The 16,132-nt window shown below is 59.5% G+C and carries 11 protein-coding genes; 6 read left to right on the plus strand and 5 right to left on the minus strand.

The window, feature by feature from the left end; all coding sequences use genetic code 11:
* Positions 1-10: 10 nt before the first annotated feature.
* From ACIONG_RS04655 to ACIONG_RS04665, 3 genes are all read left to right on the plus strand, one after another.
* Complete coding sequence (locus ACIONG_RS04655; RefSeq protein ID WP_103302370.1) at positions 11-1,048, plus strand: hypothetical protein; 1,038 nt, start codon at positions 11-13, stop codon at positions 1,046-1,048.
* A gap of 95 nt (positions 1,049-1,143) precedes the next feature.
* A complete protein-coding gene (locus tag ACIONG_RS04660; protein ID WP_103302369.1) occupies positions 1,144-1,650 on the plus strand; it encodes a hypothetical protein in 507 nt (168 codons plus the stop codon).
* A gap of 81 nt (positions 1,651-1,731) precedes the next feature.
* Positions 1,732-2,307: a hypothetical protein gene (locus ACIONG_RS04665; RefSeq protein ID WP_401297053.1), complete on the plus strand. Its 576-nt coding sequence runs from the start codon at positions 1,732-1,734 to the stop codon at positions 2,305-2,307.
* 58 nt (positions 2,308-2,365) lie between these two features.
* On the opposite strand, the gene ACIONG_RS04670 is transcribed toward ACIONG_RS04665, so the two are convergent.
* Positions 2,366-2,680 carry an SCP2 sterol-binding domain-containing protein gene (locus ACIONG_RS04670; RefSeq protein WP_103302367.1) on the minus strand — a complete coding sequence of 105 codons (315 nt, stop codon included), beginning with the start codon at positions 2,678-2,680 and terminating at the stop codon, positions 2,366-2,368.
* A gap of 49 nt (positions 2,681-2,729) precedes the next feature.
* A complete protein-coding gene (locus ACIONG_RS04675; RefSeq protein ID WP_103302366.1) occupies positions 2,730-3,440 on the minus strand; it encodes a histidine phosphatase family protein in 711 nt (236 codons plus the stop codon).
* Between the two features lie 204 nt (positions 3,441-3,644).
* Between ACIONG_RS04675 and sohB the strand changes: the two genes are divergently transcribed.
* On the plus strand, positions 3,645-4,676 hold the full coding sequence (gene sohB, locus ACIONG_RS04680; RefSeq protein ID WP_401297055.1) for a protease SohB: 1,032 nt from the start codon (positions 3,645-3,647) through the stop codon (positions 4,674-4,676).
* An 81-nt stretch (positions 4,677-4,757) separates the two neighbouring features.
* On the opposite strand, the gene ACIONG_RS04685 is transcribed toward sohB, so the two are convergent.
* Both ACIONG_RS04685 and ACIONG_RS04690 read right to left on the minus strand, forming a co-directional pair.
* The gene (locus tag ACIONG_RS04685; RefSeq protein WP_095189786.1) at positions 4,758-5,252 is read right to left on the minus strand and encodes a DUF934 domain-containing protein; all 495 of its coding nucleotides are present in this window, start codon (positions 5,250-5,252) and stop codon (positions 4,758-4,760) included.
* A complete protein-coding gene (locus tag ACIONG_RS04690; RefSeq protein WP_103302364.1) occupies positions 5,236-6,894 on the minus strand; it encodes a nitrite/sulfite reductase in 1,659 nt (552 codons plus the stop codon). Before ACIONG_RS04690 ends, ACIONG_RS04685 begins: the two co-directional genes overlap by 17 nt.
* A gap of 524 nt (positions 6,895-7,418) precedes the next feature.
* On the opposite strand from ACIONG_RS04690, the gene ACIONG_RS04695 reads away from it, so the two are divergent.
* Complete coding sequence (locus ACIONG_RS04695) at positions 7,419-8,492, plus strand: ABC transporter substrate-binding protein (protein ID WP_401297057.1); 1,074 nt, start codon at positions 7,419-7,421, stop codon at positions 8,490-8,492.
* Positions 8,493-8,498: 6 nt separating this feature from the next.
* Here ACIONG_RS04695 and ACIONG_RS04700 read toward each other — a convergent pair whose 3' ends face one another.
* Positions 8,499-8,717 (minus strand): DUF2970 domain-containing protein, encoded by a 219-nt coding sequence (locus tag ACIONG_RS04700; RefSeq protein WP_042559414.1) that lies wholly within the window; start codon positions 8,715-8,717, stop codon positions 8,499-8,501.
* A gap of 172 nt (positions 8,718-8,889) precedes the next feature.
* Between ACIONG_RS04700 and ACIONG_RS04705 the strand changes: the two genes are divergently transcribed.
* Positions 8,890-16,128, plus strand: a complete 7,239-nt coding sequence (locus ACIONG_RS04705; RefSeq protein ID WP_401297059.1) for an NEL-type E3 ubiquitin ligase domain-containing protein — start codon at positions 8,890-8,892, stop codon at positions 16,126-16,128.
* Positions 16,129-16,132 lie beyond the last annotated feature (4 nt).

The following is a 16,132-nucleotide window of genomic DNA, read 5'->3' on the forward strand; positions in this document are numbered from 1 at the left end:
AAGGTTCAACGTGGCGACACCGGACAAGAAACAGGGCGAGACGAGCGATCAACACGCGACGACGCAGGTCAAGGGCACACTGGCGCAGGACTATGTGACTGTAGTGGGGGCATCCTACATGTCGCTATACGAGAAGGTTCGCGGCCAGAAAGGCAACAAGATGCGCTTTATCAATCAGGGCATCCGTCAACTCACCAAGTACCCGGCAGGTACTCCTAACTTCTCTGTCCAGCGTGTATTTCTGGTGTTCAAGAATGATTACCCGGATAACTTGCTGGCGGCTTTGAAAGACGTCGTGGAGAACCAACACGGTGCGCAGTATCGGGAGATGGATTCCATCTCTGGTGTTGTCGACTTCATTGCCACCCGGCAACGTCGGGGCCGGGAAATCAAACAACTGGATTTTTTCTCCCACGGTGTAGTGGGCAGTATTGAACTGGGCTACGAACTGGATAAAAACGACAGTTATCGGCTGCGTGATGCGCAGGCCCAGATGTTCAAGCCCGAGGCATTTGCTTACGGTGCCAAGATTTACTCGTATGCCTGCCGTACCGGTTTGGGTATCGACGCCGATTTCAAAGTGAATGAGGGCGAAGATCCTCATTACGAACGCAGTCTGGCGCAGATTCTGGCCAACTCGACTCAGACCACTGTTTGGGCGTTTCCACGACGCAGCAATTACGACACCACCTACGGCACGTCGGCCGAACGCGAGTCCGTGCCGGGGATTCGTAAGCAGGCGAGTAGTGATGCCCAGGCAATGGAGGCATACAGAAGTCAGAAGACTGCCTATCAGCGAAAATTGGCAGCGCATCGCAAGCAGGCGAATGATCCCACTGCGCAAATTCCTGGAGAACAGGCACCGCAGGCACCAAAACCCACGATCACTGATGAACAGCGTGATTTGATGGCGCACGACGACAGTCGGGCGTTTTATGAAAAAAAGGTTGGCTTCCCCCTTGATGCTTTAGGTGCACATCGTGATGTTCGCTCAGGTAACACGCCTGATGGTGTTCCCAAGCAACTCTGTGCCTATAAACCCATATGAAAACAAGGCTGTTATCGGGTAAACAGCGCCTTTTATGCATACTGTTGGCCGTCGTCAGCGCTGCAACACTATTTATTTACGCCAAGGAAGATCATATGTCCGCCAAAGTGATGATGTATTACGGCGCCTGGAGTCCCGAAGAAGTCCGCTTTGACGCCACTCGGTGGTTCAGCTCTGGCATGTACCGCCCGCGTTTGATGGAGACGCCGCCGCAGGCGAGTCCGTTGACAATGCTGCGTAACAAGCCGGAAAGCTTGCAGTCGATTGAAAACGACGTTCTTTTGACCAAGGTTCTGGTGGCGATCGAACAGAAATATCCGAAGGTCGACACAGAAGATCTTGTCCTGAATACCCCGGATTTGCGCCGTCAAATACGCTATGCCTACAGCGCATTCGCTGAACCGGACAAGCCAGTGGATTCCTATTGGCTGTTTGTAACGCTTCAGCACGATACCTACGTCGTCACTCTGGATTGGGACGTCAACGACAAGCAGCTGCTGACCGGAGCCATGGCTTCGCACTTGGTGAAAGGGAGTGATGAAGAAGTCGCATACCTGCAAGTACAGCGCGAGCTTGAAAAAGCGGCTGACGCAAAGCGTTGAACTGCAGAGTTTGAAAAACTCCGCAGGCGAAATTCAAATATCGAACGTAAGTCGTCGACGCAGACGTTCGCAGGTCATCGAGTGAAAAGTCATTTTTTCAGGACCAGGGTCGTTCAAGCGCTCGTGCTGCTTGCTGTCATTCTTCCGTTGAGTGTTTATCTCTACCCTTCAAGGGTTGATATGTATTACGGCGACTGGAGCCCTGAAGAGAACCGCTTTGATGCTTCCAGGTGGTTTCGCAACGGTATGTACCGTCGGGATGTTGTGAATGGCAAGGTCAGTCTCATCACCATGCAACGCACACAGCCACTAATTCTGACCTCGGCAAATAACGATGAATTGGTCGCGACGGCGATTGTTGCTCTGGAGTCTGCGGATCCCGAAGTGAGTGGCGAGTTGCTACAAAAGCACTGGCCAATGCTGGTGCCACGGACCCGCTATCGCTACAGCGCTTTTGCAGCGCCGGATCAGCCGCAGGATTATTACAACATTTACCTGAAGTATCAGGGTGAGCGGTATGTCATCACCTTCGCCCGTGATGCGCAAACCGGTGAAATCATCCCCGGTGGCAGCGTCCAGTTGATGTACCCCGACAGTCAGACCCAGATCGCCGATCGGCAGGTCTTCAAGGAGCTGGACGCCGACGGCATCCAGTGACCCTGAAACGACAAATCCCGCCAATCAGGCGGGATTTGTTTGTAAGCGAACGGCAGTCTTACGAAGGGAACAGCTCGGACAGTTTCATCGCCAGCATCATGTCGCCTTCAGCGCGCAGTTTGCCGCCCATGAACGCCTGCATGCCGTCGGTCGAACCGTCGACGATGCCTTCCAGGGTTTCGCCGTCCATCACCAGAGTGACCTGGGCGTCCGGGTTCTCGCCTTCTTGCAGCTCGCAGGTGCTGTCCTTGACGATCAGCGAGAAGTTTTTGGTCTCGTCGATGCGGAAACCGAAGACCAGATCCAGACCGGCAGCAGCGGCTGGGTTGAACTTGGCTTTCATTGCTTGTACGGCGTCAGCTACGGAGGTCATGGTTCAATCCTTATTTGGTTGATACAGCAAGGTTCACGGTAATCCGGACTCAACGAAAAGTGATGAGTTCCGGGGCCTTCAACAGTTGCAGATGTGCATGACTGTTGAAGGAGGCCAAAGCCACCTCGCGACCGCGGAACTTCAGCTGGTTGAGCGAGGTGTTGACGATTTGCCAGTTCAATTCAAAGGCCTGTCTGGCAGGCATTTGCGTAATGAGGTGGAGCAGGGCGGTGATGGTGCCACCGGAGGTAAACACGGCGATTTTCTGGTTTTTTTCCGCCTGCTCAAGGATGCGATGCAACCCGCCCCGGACTCGCTCGACGAAGCCCAGCCAGCTCTCCAGCCCCGGAGTATCGTAGGTGCCCGCCAGCCAGCGCTCGATGATCAAGGCGAAGATGCGCTGGAACTCACCACGGTTTTGCGCGGCGTTGCGCAGGATGTCGAGGGCCTCGGGTTCTTCCGGCAGCATCGCCGGCAGCAGGGCGCGAATCACCGCGTCGGCATCGAATTCGTTGAAGGCAGAATCGGTTTCCAGCGTTGGTACCGACAGGCCTTGGGCAGTGAACTGTTCCAGCGCGCTGGTGGCCGTGTGTTGCTGGCGCCGCAGATCACCCGACAGGCAGCGATCGAAGCGAATCCCCAGTTCGGCCAGGTGTTGGCCGAGGATTTCTGCCTGGCGCACACCGGTCGGCGACAGGACGTCATAGTCGTCTGCACCAAAGGAGGCCTGGCCATGTCGAATCAGATAGATGCTGCCCACGTCCGCGTCATCCCGGTACGTTGAAGGTTTGGCGAGGTTATGAGGATGATGCTGAGCTGTCAATGAAAAAACATACGCTTGTTTGAAATGCCCGTTACAGGCGTGTTGCCAGAGTTTTCACGGCTGGCCGACGAGCCGGCGCATGGGTATGCTGGAACCATTCCGCGTGTGCCGTACATCCACGCATCGTTTTAAGGAGTCTCTGTGGAGTTTTTCACCGAATACGCCAGTTTCCTGGCCAAGACCGTTACCCTGGTGATCGCCATCCTGGTGGTGCTTGCCAGTTTTGCCGCGCTGCGCAGCAAGGGGCGGCGCAAGTCGGCGGGGCAGCTGCAGGTCAGCAAGCTCAATGATTTCTATAAGGGCCTGCGTGAGCGTCTGGAGCAGACGCTGCTCGACAAGGATCAGCTCAAGGCGTTGCGCAAGGGCGAGGCCAAGTCCGAGAAAAGCGCGAAGAAGCAAAAGAACAAGCCCGAGGCCAAATCTCGCGTGTTCGTGCTCGATTTCGAAGGCGACATCAAGGCCTCGGCCACCGAGAGCCTGCGCCACGAAATCACCGCATTGCTGACCCTCGCCACGCCCAAGGATGAAGTCGTCCTGCGCCTGGAGAGTGGCGGCGGCATGGTGCACAGCTACGGTCTGGCGTCGTCGCAACTGGCGCGTATCCGCGAAGCCGGCGTGCCGCTGACGGTTTGCATCGACAAGGTCGCGGCGAGCGGCGGCTACATGATGGCGTGCATCGGCGAGAAGATCATCAGTGCGCCGTTTGCGATTCTGGGCTCGATCGGTGTGGTTGCGCAGTTGCCTAACGTCAATCGCTTGCTGAAGAAGCACGATATCGATTTTGAAGTGCTGACCGCCGGTGAGTACAAACGCACTTTGACCGTGTTCGGCGAAAACACCGAAAAGGGCCGCGAGAAGTTCCAGGAAGACCTGGACATTACCCATCAACTGTTCAAGAACTTCGTTGCCCGCTACCGCCCGCAACTGGCCATCGACGAAGTGGCGACCGGCGAAGTCTGGCTCGGCGTCGCGGCGCTGGACATGCAACTGGTGGATGAGCTCAAGACCAGCGATGAATACCTCGCTCAGAAAGCCAAACAGGCCGAGGTCTATCACTTGCATTACGCCGAACGCAAAAGCCTGCAAGAGCGCATCGGCATGGCGGCCAGCGGTTCGGTGGATCGCGTGCTGTTGAGCTGGTGGAGTCGTTTGACGCAGCAACGTTTCTGGTAAAACAGTCAGGCATAAAAAACGCCGGTCATTGACCGGCGTTTTTTTGTCCGCAGCTTTTTGTCAGCAGGGAAGGCCGAAAGCCTAGCGACGCCGGAACAGCGGCAGCGGTTCGTCAGTGGCGGCCTGATAGGTCACCGAGAAGTCCTTGAGACCTTCCAGGGCTTCGTAGGGATCTTTGTCCGCACGCACGGCAAAGGCGTCGAAGCCACAGCGGTGCATGTAGAACAACTGGTCGCGCAACACGTCGCCGATTGCCCGCAGCTCGCCTTTGAAACCGTAACGGTCACGCAAAAGACGTGCATTGGAGTAGTTGCGGCCGTCGGTGAACGCCGGGAAGTTCAACGCAATGACCTGAAACTCGGCGACGTCGTCACCGATTTCCTCGGCTTCTTCGTCGGCGTCCAGCCATACGCCCAAGCCACCGTCGCGGGCCTTGAGCATGCGGCTGTGTTCGCGCCACAGTTGCAGTGGAACGATCAGATCGTCGCAATTGCTGATCTCGTCGATGTTGAAATCCTTGGGCAGCAAGTGCCAGGTTTCGTCGACGACTTCGTTGTTCTTAATGATTCGCTGCATAGACGCGTTCCTTGAAGAGGTCGATGCCAATACGCTGATAGGTGTCGATGAAGCGCTCGTCTTCGGTACGTTGTTCCACGTACACGTCGATCAGCTTCGAAATGACGTCAGGCATGGCTTCCTGAGCGAAGGACGGGCCGAGGATCTTGCCCAGGCTCGCGTCACGGCTGGCGCTGCCGCCGAGGGAGACCTGATAGAACTCTTCGCCTTTCTTGTCCACGCCGAGAATGCCGATGTGGCCCACATGGTGGTGACCACAGGCGTTCATGCATCCGGAGATGTTCAAGTCCAGCTCACCGATGTCGAACAGGTAATCGAGGTCATCGAAACGGCGCTGGATCGATTCGGCAATCGGGATCGACTTGGCGTTGGCCAGCGAGCAGAAATCACCGCCCGGGCAGCAAATGATGTCGGTCAGCAGGCCGATGTTCGGCGTCGCGAAACCGCCTTCACGCAGCTCGCCCCACAGGGTGAACAACTGGCTCTGCTCGACGTCGGCAAGAATGATGTTCTGCTCGTGGGAGGTGCGCAGTTGGCCGAAGCTGTAGCGGTCGGCCAGATCGGCAACGGCGTCGAGCTGCTTGTCGGTGATGTCGCCTGGCGCGACGCCGGTCGGTTTCAGCGACAGGGTCACGGCCACATAACCCGGCTTTTTGTGCGCCAGGGTGTTGCGGGTGCGCCAGCGGGCGAAGCCTGGATGTTCCTTGTCGAGTGCGGCCAGCTCGGCGGTCTGGTTGTCCAGCGCCTTGTAGTCCGGATCAACGAAGTGCTTGGCCACTCGATGCAGTTCGGCTTCGGTCAGCGTGGTCTGGCCACCGCGCAGGTGTTCCATTTCCGCATCGACTTTCTGTGCGAACACTTCAGGGGTGAGGGCTTTGACGAGGATCTTGATCCGCGCCTTGTATTTGTTGTCGCGACGGCCGTAGCGGTTGTAGACCCGCAGGATGGCGTCGAGATAGCTCAACAGATCCTGCCATGGCAGGAACTCGTTGATGAACGCACCGACGACCGGAGTACGACCCAGGCCACCGCCCACCAGCACGCGGAAACCCAGTTCGCCGGCTTCGTTATGCACGGGTTCAAGACCGATGTCGTGAACTTCGATGGCGGCGCGGTCAGCGGTCGAACCGTTGACGGCGATCTTGAATTTACGCGGCAGGTAGGCGAATTCCGGGTGGAAGGTGGTCCACTGACGGACGATTTCGCACCATGGGCGCGGGTCGATCAATTCGTCGGCGGCGACACCGGCGAACTGGTCGGTGGTGACGTTGCGCAGACAGTTGCCGCTGGTCTGGATCGCGTGCATCTGCACGGTGGCCAGTTCGGCGAGGATGTCCGGGATGTCTTCCACCGCCGGCCAGTTGAACTGCACGTTCTGCCGGGTACTGATGTGGGCGTAGCCCTTGTCGTAGTCGCGGGCAATCTTGGCCATCATGCGCGTCTGACGCGAAGTCAGTTGGCCGTAAGGCACCGCAACACGCAACATCGGCGCAAAACGCTGGATGTACAGGCCATTTTGCAGGCGCAGGGGGCGGAATTCTTCTTCGCTCAGCTCACCTGCCAGATAGCGTCGGGTCTGATCACGGAACTGCTTGACGCGGTCCTCGATGATCCGCTGATCGTACTCGTCGTATACGTACATATAAGTCCTGTTCTCAGGCTTTGGGCTACTCGGAAAACGCTGCGTTTTCGCTTGCTGGAGTCCGATGGTGCCTCTGCAATTCTGCGCGCACGGCCGCGCACTCCCTAACGGAGCCGGGGCAATATACCCGTTTGCAGTTATGCGCAAAAGTGATGTTTGAGTATATGTAAAGAACCAAATCGCCTAACGAGAACTGTTATTAACTAATCCACATTTGTCGTGCGGACAATCATCGTCTTAACTGTGGACGAGTCTTTCTGCAATCACCGATAAAACCGATAAGAGGCGATGCAATGAGCAATCCGACCAAGGCAAGGAAAAGCGATAGCAGCGTTGATGCATGGGCCATATTGTTCCTGATCATTCTGGTCGTGGGGACAGCGGTATTCTGGGTCAGTCATCAGTAAACGACCCATCCGGGCCCGTGCCCGACGATTGTCGGACAAAAAACGGGATCAGGCGTCAATAGCCGGTGTCTGGATGGCTATAATGCGCGGCCATTTTTCCTTGGGCCCGGATGATTAATGTTCAAGTTTCTCCACGTCAGCTTTCTGCTGCTCGGTGCGGTGTTTTCCACCTGCGCGCGGGCGGAGTCTGTGCTGTTTCTGAACCCGGGCTCGACGCAGGAAGCCTTTTGGCTCAGCTATTCACAATTCATGCAGGCGGCCGCCCGGGACTTGGGTATCGATCTGCAAATCCTCTATTCCCAGCGCCAGCCTGAACTGACCCTGGCGCAGGCGCGTCTTGCGTTGCAGGGCCCGAATCGGCCCGATTACCTGATATTCGCCAACGAACAATACGTGGCGCCGCAGATCCTGCGTCTTGCGCAAAACAGCGGGGTAAAGCTGTTTATCGTCAACGCCGCGCTGACCCCCAATCAGCAGGCCCTGGTCGGTGAGCGCACCGACCGCATCGGCAGTCTGGTGCCGAACGACGAGGAGGGCGGTTATCTGATGATGAAGGAACTGATTCGTCTGCACCCGCCCGTTGCCGCGAATGAGCCGATTGAAGTGCTGGCGTTCTCCGGTCTGAAGATCACCCCGTCGGCGCAGTTGCGCGAACACGGCATGCAGCGCGCTTTGGCCGAGCATCCGCAGGTACGCCTGCGTCAACTGGTCTACAGCGGCTGGACGCAGCAACGTGCCTACGAACAGGCGAAACAGCTGTTCGCCCGCTATCCGAAGGTGTCGCTGGTGTGGTCGGCCAATGATGAGATGGCGTTCGGCGCAATGCGCGCGTTTTCCGAGACCGGCAAGGTCCCGGGCAAAGACGCCCTGTTCAGCGCGGTCAATACTTCACCGGCGGCTTTGCAGGCGATGGTCGACGGGCGTCTGAGTGCATTGTTGGGCGGGCACTTCACCCTGGGCGGCTGGGCCCTGGTGGAAGTGCATGACGATCAGCAAGGCGTCGATCTGAATCAGTTCGGCGGGCGTGACCGGCAGTTGCCCTTGTTGCAACTGATCGACAAAAGGCAGGCCCGGCAAATGCTGGCCATGGGTGAGTCGCCAGACTACGGCGTGAGTTTTCGCAAACTCTCGGCCAAGGGCCGCCCGGCTTCCTACCGTTATCCGTTCACCTTGCAGACCTTGATGCGCTGAAACTCGTCAAACCCCGGCGAAATGCAGCACCAGTTTGACGATGGCAAACAGCGTCAGGGCGAACACCGCCGTGAACAGAATGCCCAGCAGCACGAAATGGCTGGGCTTGCCGTGGGTGAAGTCCCTTGCCCGGTTCTTGCCGCTCTGCACGCCGAACGCTGCCGCCATCACGCTGTGCAACATTTGCCAGAAGCTCGGCGGTTTGTTGTCGACTGGATCGTCCATAAATCCCTCGTAGCGTCAGTTGTCCAGAAGAGCATAGCCAACTTGCCACTGGATGGCCTGCCGGCGCACGCCCATACAGTCGACGGGTTTCCACTCACCGTGCGATATCTATCTACCGCAGATGCGAATGTTCGAGATGGTCTGCTCTTGGCTCCACCAAAAAGGAGCGACCATGACCGTCACCTCATCCATTGCGCCAACAGTCCGGCCAGCGGCAACCCAAAGCCTGCACGGCGACTTCCTCGAACAATCCATCCCCCAATGGCTGACCGACGCTTCGACGCAAAGACGCCAGGCATTCAAGGACATTCATACAACGCTGCCACCGTGGTACCGCAACGCCGCACCTGACCAGCGCGAGGCCTTGAATTTGAGCTTCGTCGCCAGTCTTGAGGCGCAGAACCGTCTGGACCAAAGCATGGCGACGTTTCAGGACGTTGAAGCTTTCGCCCGGCCCCTGTTGATCAAGGCCCTGAAGGACCGATTCCAGCTGCAAGTGGATGTCGACAAGATCCTGCTGTGCCTGCGGCGTCCACTGGAAATCAGCATTTTCGAGATCGAACTGTCATCGTTCGAAGTGCTCAAGCTGTCGATGCTCGACGCCGCACTGCACAATTTCGAAGATTACGAATGCAAACCGGGGGCCTATCACAAGACTTCCGGGTTCGTTAAGCAAACCGCTACAACGGACACTTACGAAGCGGTGCTGGTCAACCTCAGCGTCAGCCAGTTTCTGACGTTGTGCCGCAGCCTGGACATCGGCAAGCAATACCAGGCGTATCTGAAGGGCTTCTTTTCTCCGGCCGCCACGACTGCGCCCACCGCACTTCGCGAACCGTTCATCGCCAGTCAGAAGGCAGCCCTGCGCGCCGCCGCTGAACTGGCGCTGTTGAAAAAGGACATTGAACCGGCGGACTACACGATGATCGTTTCGGTGATCAACGGCGAGAGGCATCCGTGGATGGGCCGCAAGCAGGTCTGGTTCGAAGACCTGGGCCTGATGAGAAAGCGCATGACTGGCTGCGTGGCGTTCTCGATCTGCGAAAAATATCGCTACAGCGACGAAGTGATTCTCTACGTTCCCAACGATCCCGAACATCCGCTCAAGCGCTACTGCGGCGCGCAGATGAAGCAAGAGTTCAAGCGCCTGTTCACTGCAGGAAGCGCCGCGGTCACCGGCGCAGAGCCGACCCCGTACCAACGCTTTTTCAGCCAATTCGTCCCCTACGACCAGCGACCGTACTATTTCAGCCAGTTCACGCAAAAGGCCGCCGACTCCCCCAGCGATCCGTGGCGCTCGCCCTGGCGCACGATTGTCAACGCGTTTACTCACACCGCAGCATTTACCCATATCAGGGAGCTGCCGCCCGAACGTCCGGCGAAACTTGCGCCGGCAGCGGATCCGTATCTCGCACCCTCTACCCTCACGCGCAAGGGGCGAGGCATCTGGGCGGAAAACGAGGATCTCTGGGAATACCTCTACCAGCAACATTGCGCCAAAGTGCTGGCCGATGCGCGCAGTCATGCGGTGCCGACCCAAGAGGTCGACGCCAAGGCCCGAGAGGCGAAGCTGGCCCACCTTATGGAGGTCGGTCTGCTGGGCCTGAACCTGGTGTCGATGTTCGTGCCAGTCCTGGGCGAAGTAATGATGGTAGTGATGGCCGGGCAGTTGTTGTACGAAACCCTTGAAGGTGCGGTCGAGTGGGGGGAGGGCGATCGCCGGGCAGCCAAGGATCATCTGGTGGATGTGGCAGAAAACCTCGTGCAGATTGCGTTGATGGCCGGGGTGGGCGCCGGGGTACGCAAGTTTCAGGCGGCCGAAGCACCCGCAGTGCTCGAAGATCTGCGCCCGGTGACATTGCCCAATGGCAAAACCCGGCTGTGGAAACCGGATCTGCGTGCTTATGCTTCCCCGGTGGCACTGGAGGCCAGCGGCGGTCCGAATCTGTCAGGGCAGCATCGGGTCGATGGAACAACCTACATGCGCCAGGGCGGTCAGGCTTACCAACAGTTCTTTGATGAATCACTGGGCAAATGGCGCATCAGGCATCCCTCCGATCCTGACGCTTACCAGCCATTGCTTGAACACAATGGCCGCGGTGCCTGGCGGCATACCCTGGAACGTCCTCTGCAGTGGGACCGATTGACCCTGTTGCGGCGTATGGGCCATGCCGCCGAAGAATTTTCCGATGCGCAGTTGCTCAAGGTGGCCGATATCAGCGGCGTCAGCGATAACGCGCTGCGCAAGATGCATCTGGATAACGCGCCGCCCCCACCCGAGTTACAGGACGCCATGCGTCTGTTCCGGGCCGATGCGGATTCGGCACGGGTCATCACGCAACTGCGCGGCAGCCAAGCGGTTGATTCGCTGTATCTGTACGCATTGCCGCTGGTGACGGAAATGCCGCGCTGGCCGGCCAGCCGCGTGCTGCAGGTGTTCGATGGGGATCGATTGACCGGCGAGTCGCTCACCTATGGCGCCAGCCCCCAGATTCGCGGCGCGGTCGTCAGGGCGCCGATCAGGGTGAGCCGCGCCGACATCCTGCGCGGCGACCTGACGGCACGCATTCTCGCCCAGCTCGATGAGCCTGAAATCATTCGACTGCTCGGTGAGGGCGGGGCGCGCTTGCGCTATGCCCGTGCCGAAGAATTCAGTCGGCATATTGCCGATTACGCCCGGACTCGCCAGCCGGCGATTTTCGACAGCATTTATCGCGGCACTTCGCCGGCAGACGCGCGCGTCCGATTGCTACGGAGGACCTGTCCGGGACTCGGCGATGCCGCGGCCGAGGAAATCCTCGCGCATGCCCGGCCTGAAGAAATCGAGCGGCTCAACGCCAACCGAGGAGTGCCCCTGCGTCTGCTGGAGGAGGCGCGCTGGTTTCAGCAACAGGGACGCCAGACTCGCGCTTACGCGGGGCTGCGCAGTGAAAATATCGCCACCGCCGATAGCCGGCGTCTGGCGTTGCACACCCTGCAAAACCTGCCGGGCTGGCCGGACACCGTGCGCCTCGAAGTCCGCGAGGGCAGCCAGCGCGGCGCGCTGCTCGACAGCGTCGGCAGCGAGAGCGCCCGCGACAAAAAATACCTGGTCAAAAAAGGCCAACGCTTTCAGGCCTTCGATGAGCGTGGCGAAGCGCTCAACAGCCAGCCAGACGCCGGCGACAATTTCTATGTCTCGATCATGCACGCCTTGCCCGATGACGCCCGACGCAGCCTTGCGGTGCCTGAGGTCAGCCAGAGTGCCGAGTTACGCCGCAGGATCATCGAGCATGCCGTTCAGCATCGCACTGAGGCCGTGACTCTGCTGGAACCGCAGGCCGCCTGGTTCAAACCGCCAACACGGATCAACGAACGATTGTCGGGCTACTACGCCAGTGGTCGCGGCCCTGGCTTGAACCCGCACCTGACCGTGCGCGTGCGCGATGTGTATCCGCAGTTGACCGATCAGCAGGCCAACGGCTTCATCCTCCGGCAGTTGCAGGCGGGGAAAACCGACAAGGATATTTTCAACCTGTTGCAGCACCGGCAGCGCGATTGGGACGGGCTGAATGCCGCGCTTGACCGATGGCTGGGACCTGCGCCGGAGCAGCCGTTGCGCGATGCGCCGGCACGCTCCGACGCACAGGCAACATATGAGCGCAAAACCCTGACCGCACAAGCGCTCAAGGCCTGTTGGCGCCAGGCGCCGTTGGCCGCAGAACCCGGTGCGGATCGCTTGGTGATCAGCAGTCTCGAGCCGTTGCCGGGGTTGACCACCGATTTCAGCCACATCCGCGAGTTGTCCGTGGGCGGGCGCGGGCTGACGGATGCCAATGCCGATGATTTTCTGGCGCGCTTTCCCGACGTGGAAAAACTCTCGCTGGGCGAACGCGGCAACTTTCTCGACACCTACACGGCCGGTGCGCAGCCGCTGACGACCGTACCGCATTCGCTCAGTGCGATGCGCTCGCTGAAGAACCTGCGATTCAGATCCCATGCGTTCAAGTTGGCCGCCGATTTCCCCACACGATTACAGGGACTGACGTCACTTGAAGCGCTGCACATTGAGTGCGAGGGAGTCGATCCTGCCGCCATGCACAACCTCGATCTGACGCCGCTCACGCAGTTGAAGAGCCTCACGATCGATGCGCCGGCCATGACGCAATGGCCTGCCTTTGCGCAGCACCTCCCGCAACTGGAGCGTCTGGATCTGGCCAACACCTCGATCAATGTCATTCCGCAGGCGCTGTACAGCGGACATGAAAAACTCTGGGCGGGGCTGTCGCTGGATTGGTCGAAGTTCACCCATGACGCTTTCAAACCCGCGTACGAGTACGTCAGGAATTACGCCGGGCCGTTGGGGCATCTGGTTGACCTGCCTCTGATGGTTCGCGGTTTCTGCTACGGGGAACTGGCGTTTCTGACCGGTGAGCCCGGTGTCATCAACCCCTTGCCTGAGCGGATCCTCACCCTCTGGGATACGCCCGCGACGAGGCTCGCCGCCGTAGAAGCGTTACGCGCCGAACACGCCGGGATCTTTCGCCAGTTCTATGAGCCCGGCACGTCGGCAGAACTACGCACCGCCCGGCGAGCGTTGCGCTGGACCCAGGAACCCAATGCCAGCGTTCTGCGCGCACTGGAGATCAACTGGCGCGCCGTGGTGCGAGCCCGCTATGGCTTGAATGAAAAAGTGACCCTGTTCGAATTGCCCGCATCGGGCGCGCAAATGTCGCAATTGCTGGGCTATGAAAAGATCAGCGAACTGCCGCCATTGCCGGCCGGGATTTTCGCCGATGTGACCACCTTGCGGCTGGGCTGGCTGGATGCGCCGGTCGAGCAGGTGCGCGGTTTCATTCGGGCTTTCGGCGGCACGCAAACCCTGGAAATCAGCGGCAATGGCTTGAGTGAACTGCCCATCGGACCGGGCGATCTGCCGCAACTTAGCCGTCTCGATATCTCCTACAACAGCGTAGTCGTCACGCCGCACGTGCAGAGCCAGTTCAGCCGCATGTCCAGCCTTGAATACCTGAATGCCAGCCAGAATCCGCTGACTGCCCTGGACGTCAGCGCGCTGACGAAGCTCAAGGCGCTGAACCTGCGCGCCACTGAACTCGAGGCATGGCCCGCAGGTGCCGAGCATTTGCCGCAGCTTGATTGGGCCGACCTGCGCGACAATGCCATCGACTCGTTGCCGCCAGCGGTTCTGGCCGACGATGAGGCGCTGCTCAAAACCAGCCTGAACGGGAATGCCTTCAGTCCCGAAGGCCAAGTCGCGTTGAACGCAGCGCAGCAACGCGTGGAGAACGTCAGGGGGTTGCCGGTAGGGGCGCTGCAGCGATTTGCGCTGGAACCCGTACCGGCAGATTTTCCTCCCGGCGAGACGGCCAGGTCCATCGTCGAGTACCTGTTGCCGCTGCCCCGCAGGGCAAATACCGGCACGCAGGCCTCAGGATTCGCTGAACGTCTGCAGAATCTGAATCCAGTGATCTCGCCCGCGGAAGCCGAGCAATGCATTTCGCGACTGCGCAGCGCGAGGATGAGCGACGAGCAGATCAGCAACCGTCTCGGCGAATGGCAGCAGACCAACGAGTCACTGACGCGCCAGCTCAATGGCTGGATCTTTACCCGCGAGACCCGTTCGCCCCATGCGGTGGTCAGCGCCGATGGGCGCGGATTCGCCGCTCTGAGCATTCGCGAATGCTGGCAGGACGGGGTGACAGCCCTGACCCCCGACGCCGGCCAGGAGCTCAGCCTGATGGGGCCGCGCACCGGCGACCTGCCTTCGCTGACAGCCGAATTCGACCACGTGCGGACGCTGAATCTGACGGGGTCGCGAATCACCGCGCAGGGGTCCAATGGCTTTTTGCAGGCTTTCCCGCAGTTGAGCACTTTGGTGCTCAACGGCAACGAACTGAGTGCGCTGCCGCAAGCGGTGCTCAGCATGAGCCGGCTGCAACGCCTGGAACTCAACGGCAACCAGTTCGCTGATGCGCAATCGTTGTACCGGCTGCCCGGTCGTGATCAATTGCGCTGGCTGGACGTGGGTCATAACCACCTCAATCAATTCGATGCCCGCACCTTCAATCGTCTGGAGACGCTGAATCTGGCCTACAACGGTCTGGCGCAGTGGCCGGAAGGGACGCTGGAGGCGCCGAACCTGCGGACCCTGAACCTGAGCGGCAACGATTTCAGGGTCATTCCGGATCGACTGTTGGACGGCACCCATGAGCCACTGGTTGGCGGCACGCAGCTCGCCGACACTTATCAGTTGTCGCTGATGAGCCTTGAGCAAATGCGCAATTACAGCGCTGCACACGGCGACGTTGCGGTGATGGGGATTTCGCGTCAGGAACTCGATTTGCGCATCAGCGCGATCATCAGCGACTCGGACAGCGATTTCGATTCCGACATCGATTCTCCGGGCGACAGCGACAGTGATGGCGACGATACCCATGCCAATGTGCAACCCATCGAAACCCTGCTCAATCCGTCATTCGAGGTGTCCGACTCAGCCTTGCAGCCGTGGCTCGTCGATACCCGGGCTGAAGTGCGATCCGGCAGAACCAGCCTGTGGGTGCAGCTCGCCCAGGAAGATAACCGCCAGGCGTTTTTTCACTTGCTGTCGACGCTGCGCGATACCAGTGATTTCCGCCTGTCGCGCGCCGACCTGACGCATCGCGTATGGCGTGTCATACAAGCCGCCACGGAAAACACCGAACTGCGGCAACTGTTGTTCATCAATGCCGAGACCCACGGCGCCTGTTCCGACGGGCGCATCCTGTCCTTCAGCGAACTGGAAAGCCGGGTCTATGAGTACAACGCATTGCGCGATATTCCGCGCCAGCGCCCGGAGCAGCGCGGCCGCGCCTTGCTGGATCTGTCGCGCCGGCTCTTTCGTCTGGGCCGCGTCGACCGTCTGGCAGAGCGCGCCGGGCGCGGACAGGACAGGGCAGAAGTACGTCTGGAATATCGAATCGGCATGACCTCGGGCTGGCCCGATGGGCTGGAGCTGCCGGGGCAACCCGAGCACATGATGTTCGGCAGACCGATTCGTGGGCAGCAACTGGCCCGCGCACGTGCCTCGGTGCTCGCCGACGAGGCCTCCGATGTGTTTATCGAGGATCTGATTTCGCGTGATTACTGGGAGCGGTATCTGCGCGAGCGCCATCCGGACGCATTCGATGCGGTTGAGCGCAACGCCTCTAAACGCCAGGATGAGGTCGAGGATGCGCATCCCGACAGAACCGAGGGGCCCGCTCTGGATCAGTACACGAAGGCGCTGCATGAGCTGGAGGTAGAGTTGGCCAGTGCCCGAACCGCTAATCTGATGGAGCTGTCGCGTGCAGAAATGCAGGCGCTGGCCTCGATAGGGGACGCGGTGCCACCCACGCCGCCGTCACCCCAGCCAGGCCCGTCACATCGCCAATGATTGC

Source organism: Pseudomonas sp. NPDC087817 (genome assembly GCF_044742875.1).
GTDB lineage: Bacteria > Pseudomonadota > Gammaproteobacteria > Pseudomonadales > Pseudomonadaceae > Aquipseudomonas.

Coding starts and splice junctions, on each gene's coding strand:
- ACIONG_RS04660 (WP_103302369.1), top strand. CDS start 1,144: ATGTCCGCCAAAGTGATGATGTATTACGGCGCCTGGAGTCCCGAAGAA.
- ACIONG_RS04670 (WP_103302367.1), bottom strand. CDS start 2,680: ATGACCTCCGTAGCTGACGCCGTACAAGCAATGAAAGCCAAGTTCAAC.
- ACIONG_RS04685 (WP_095189786.1), bottom strand. CDS start 5,252: ATGCAGCGAATCATTAAGAACAACGAAGTCGTCGACGAAACCTGGCAC.
- ACIONG_RS04690 (WP_103302364.1), bottom strand. CDS start 6,894: ATGTACGTATACGACGAGTACGATCAGCGGATCATCGAGGACCGCGTC.
- ACIONG_RS04695 (WP_401297057.1), top strand. CDS start 7,419: ATGTTCAAGTTTCTCCACGTCAGCTTTCTGCTGCTCGGTGCGGTGTTT.
- ACIONG_RS04700 (WP_042559414.1), bottom strand. CDS start 8,717: ATGGACGATCCAGTCGACAACAAACCGCCGAGCTTCTGGCAAATGTTG.
- ACIONG_RS04705 (WP_401297059.1), top strand. CDS start 8,890: ATGACCGTCACCTCATCCATTGCGCCAACAGTCCGGCCAGCGGCAACC.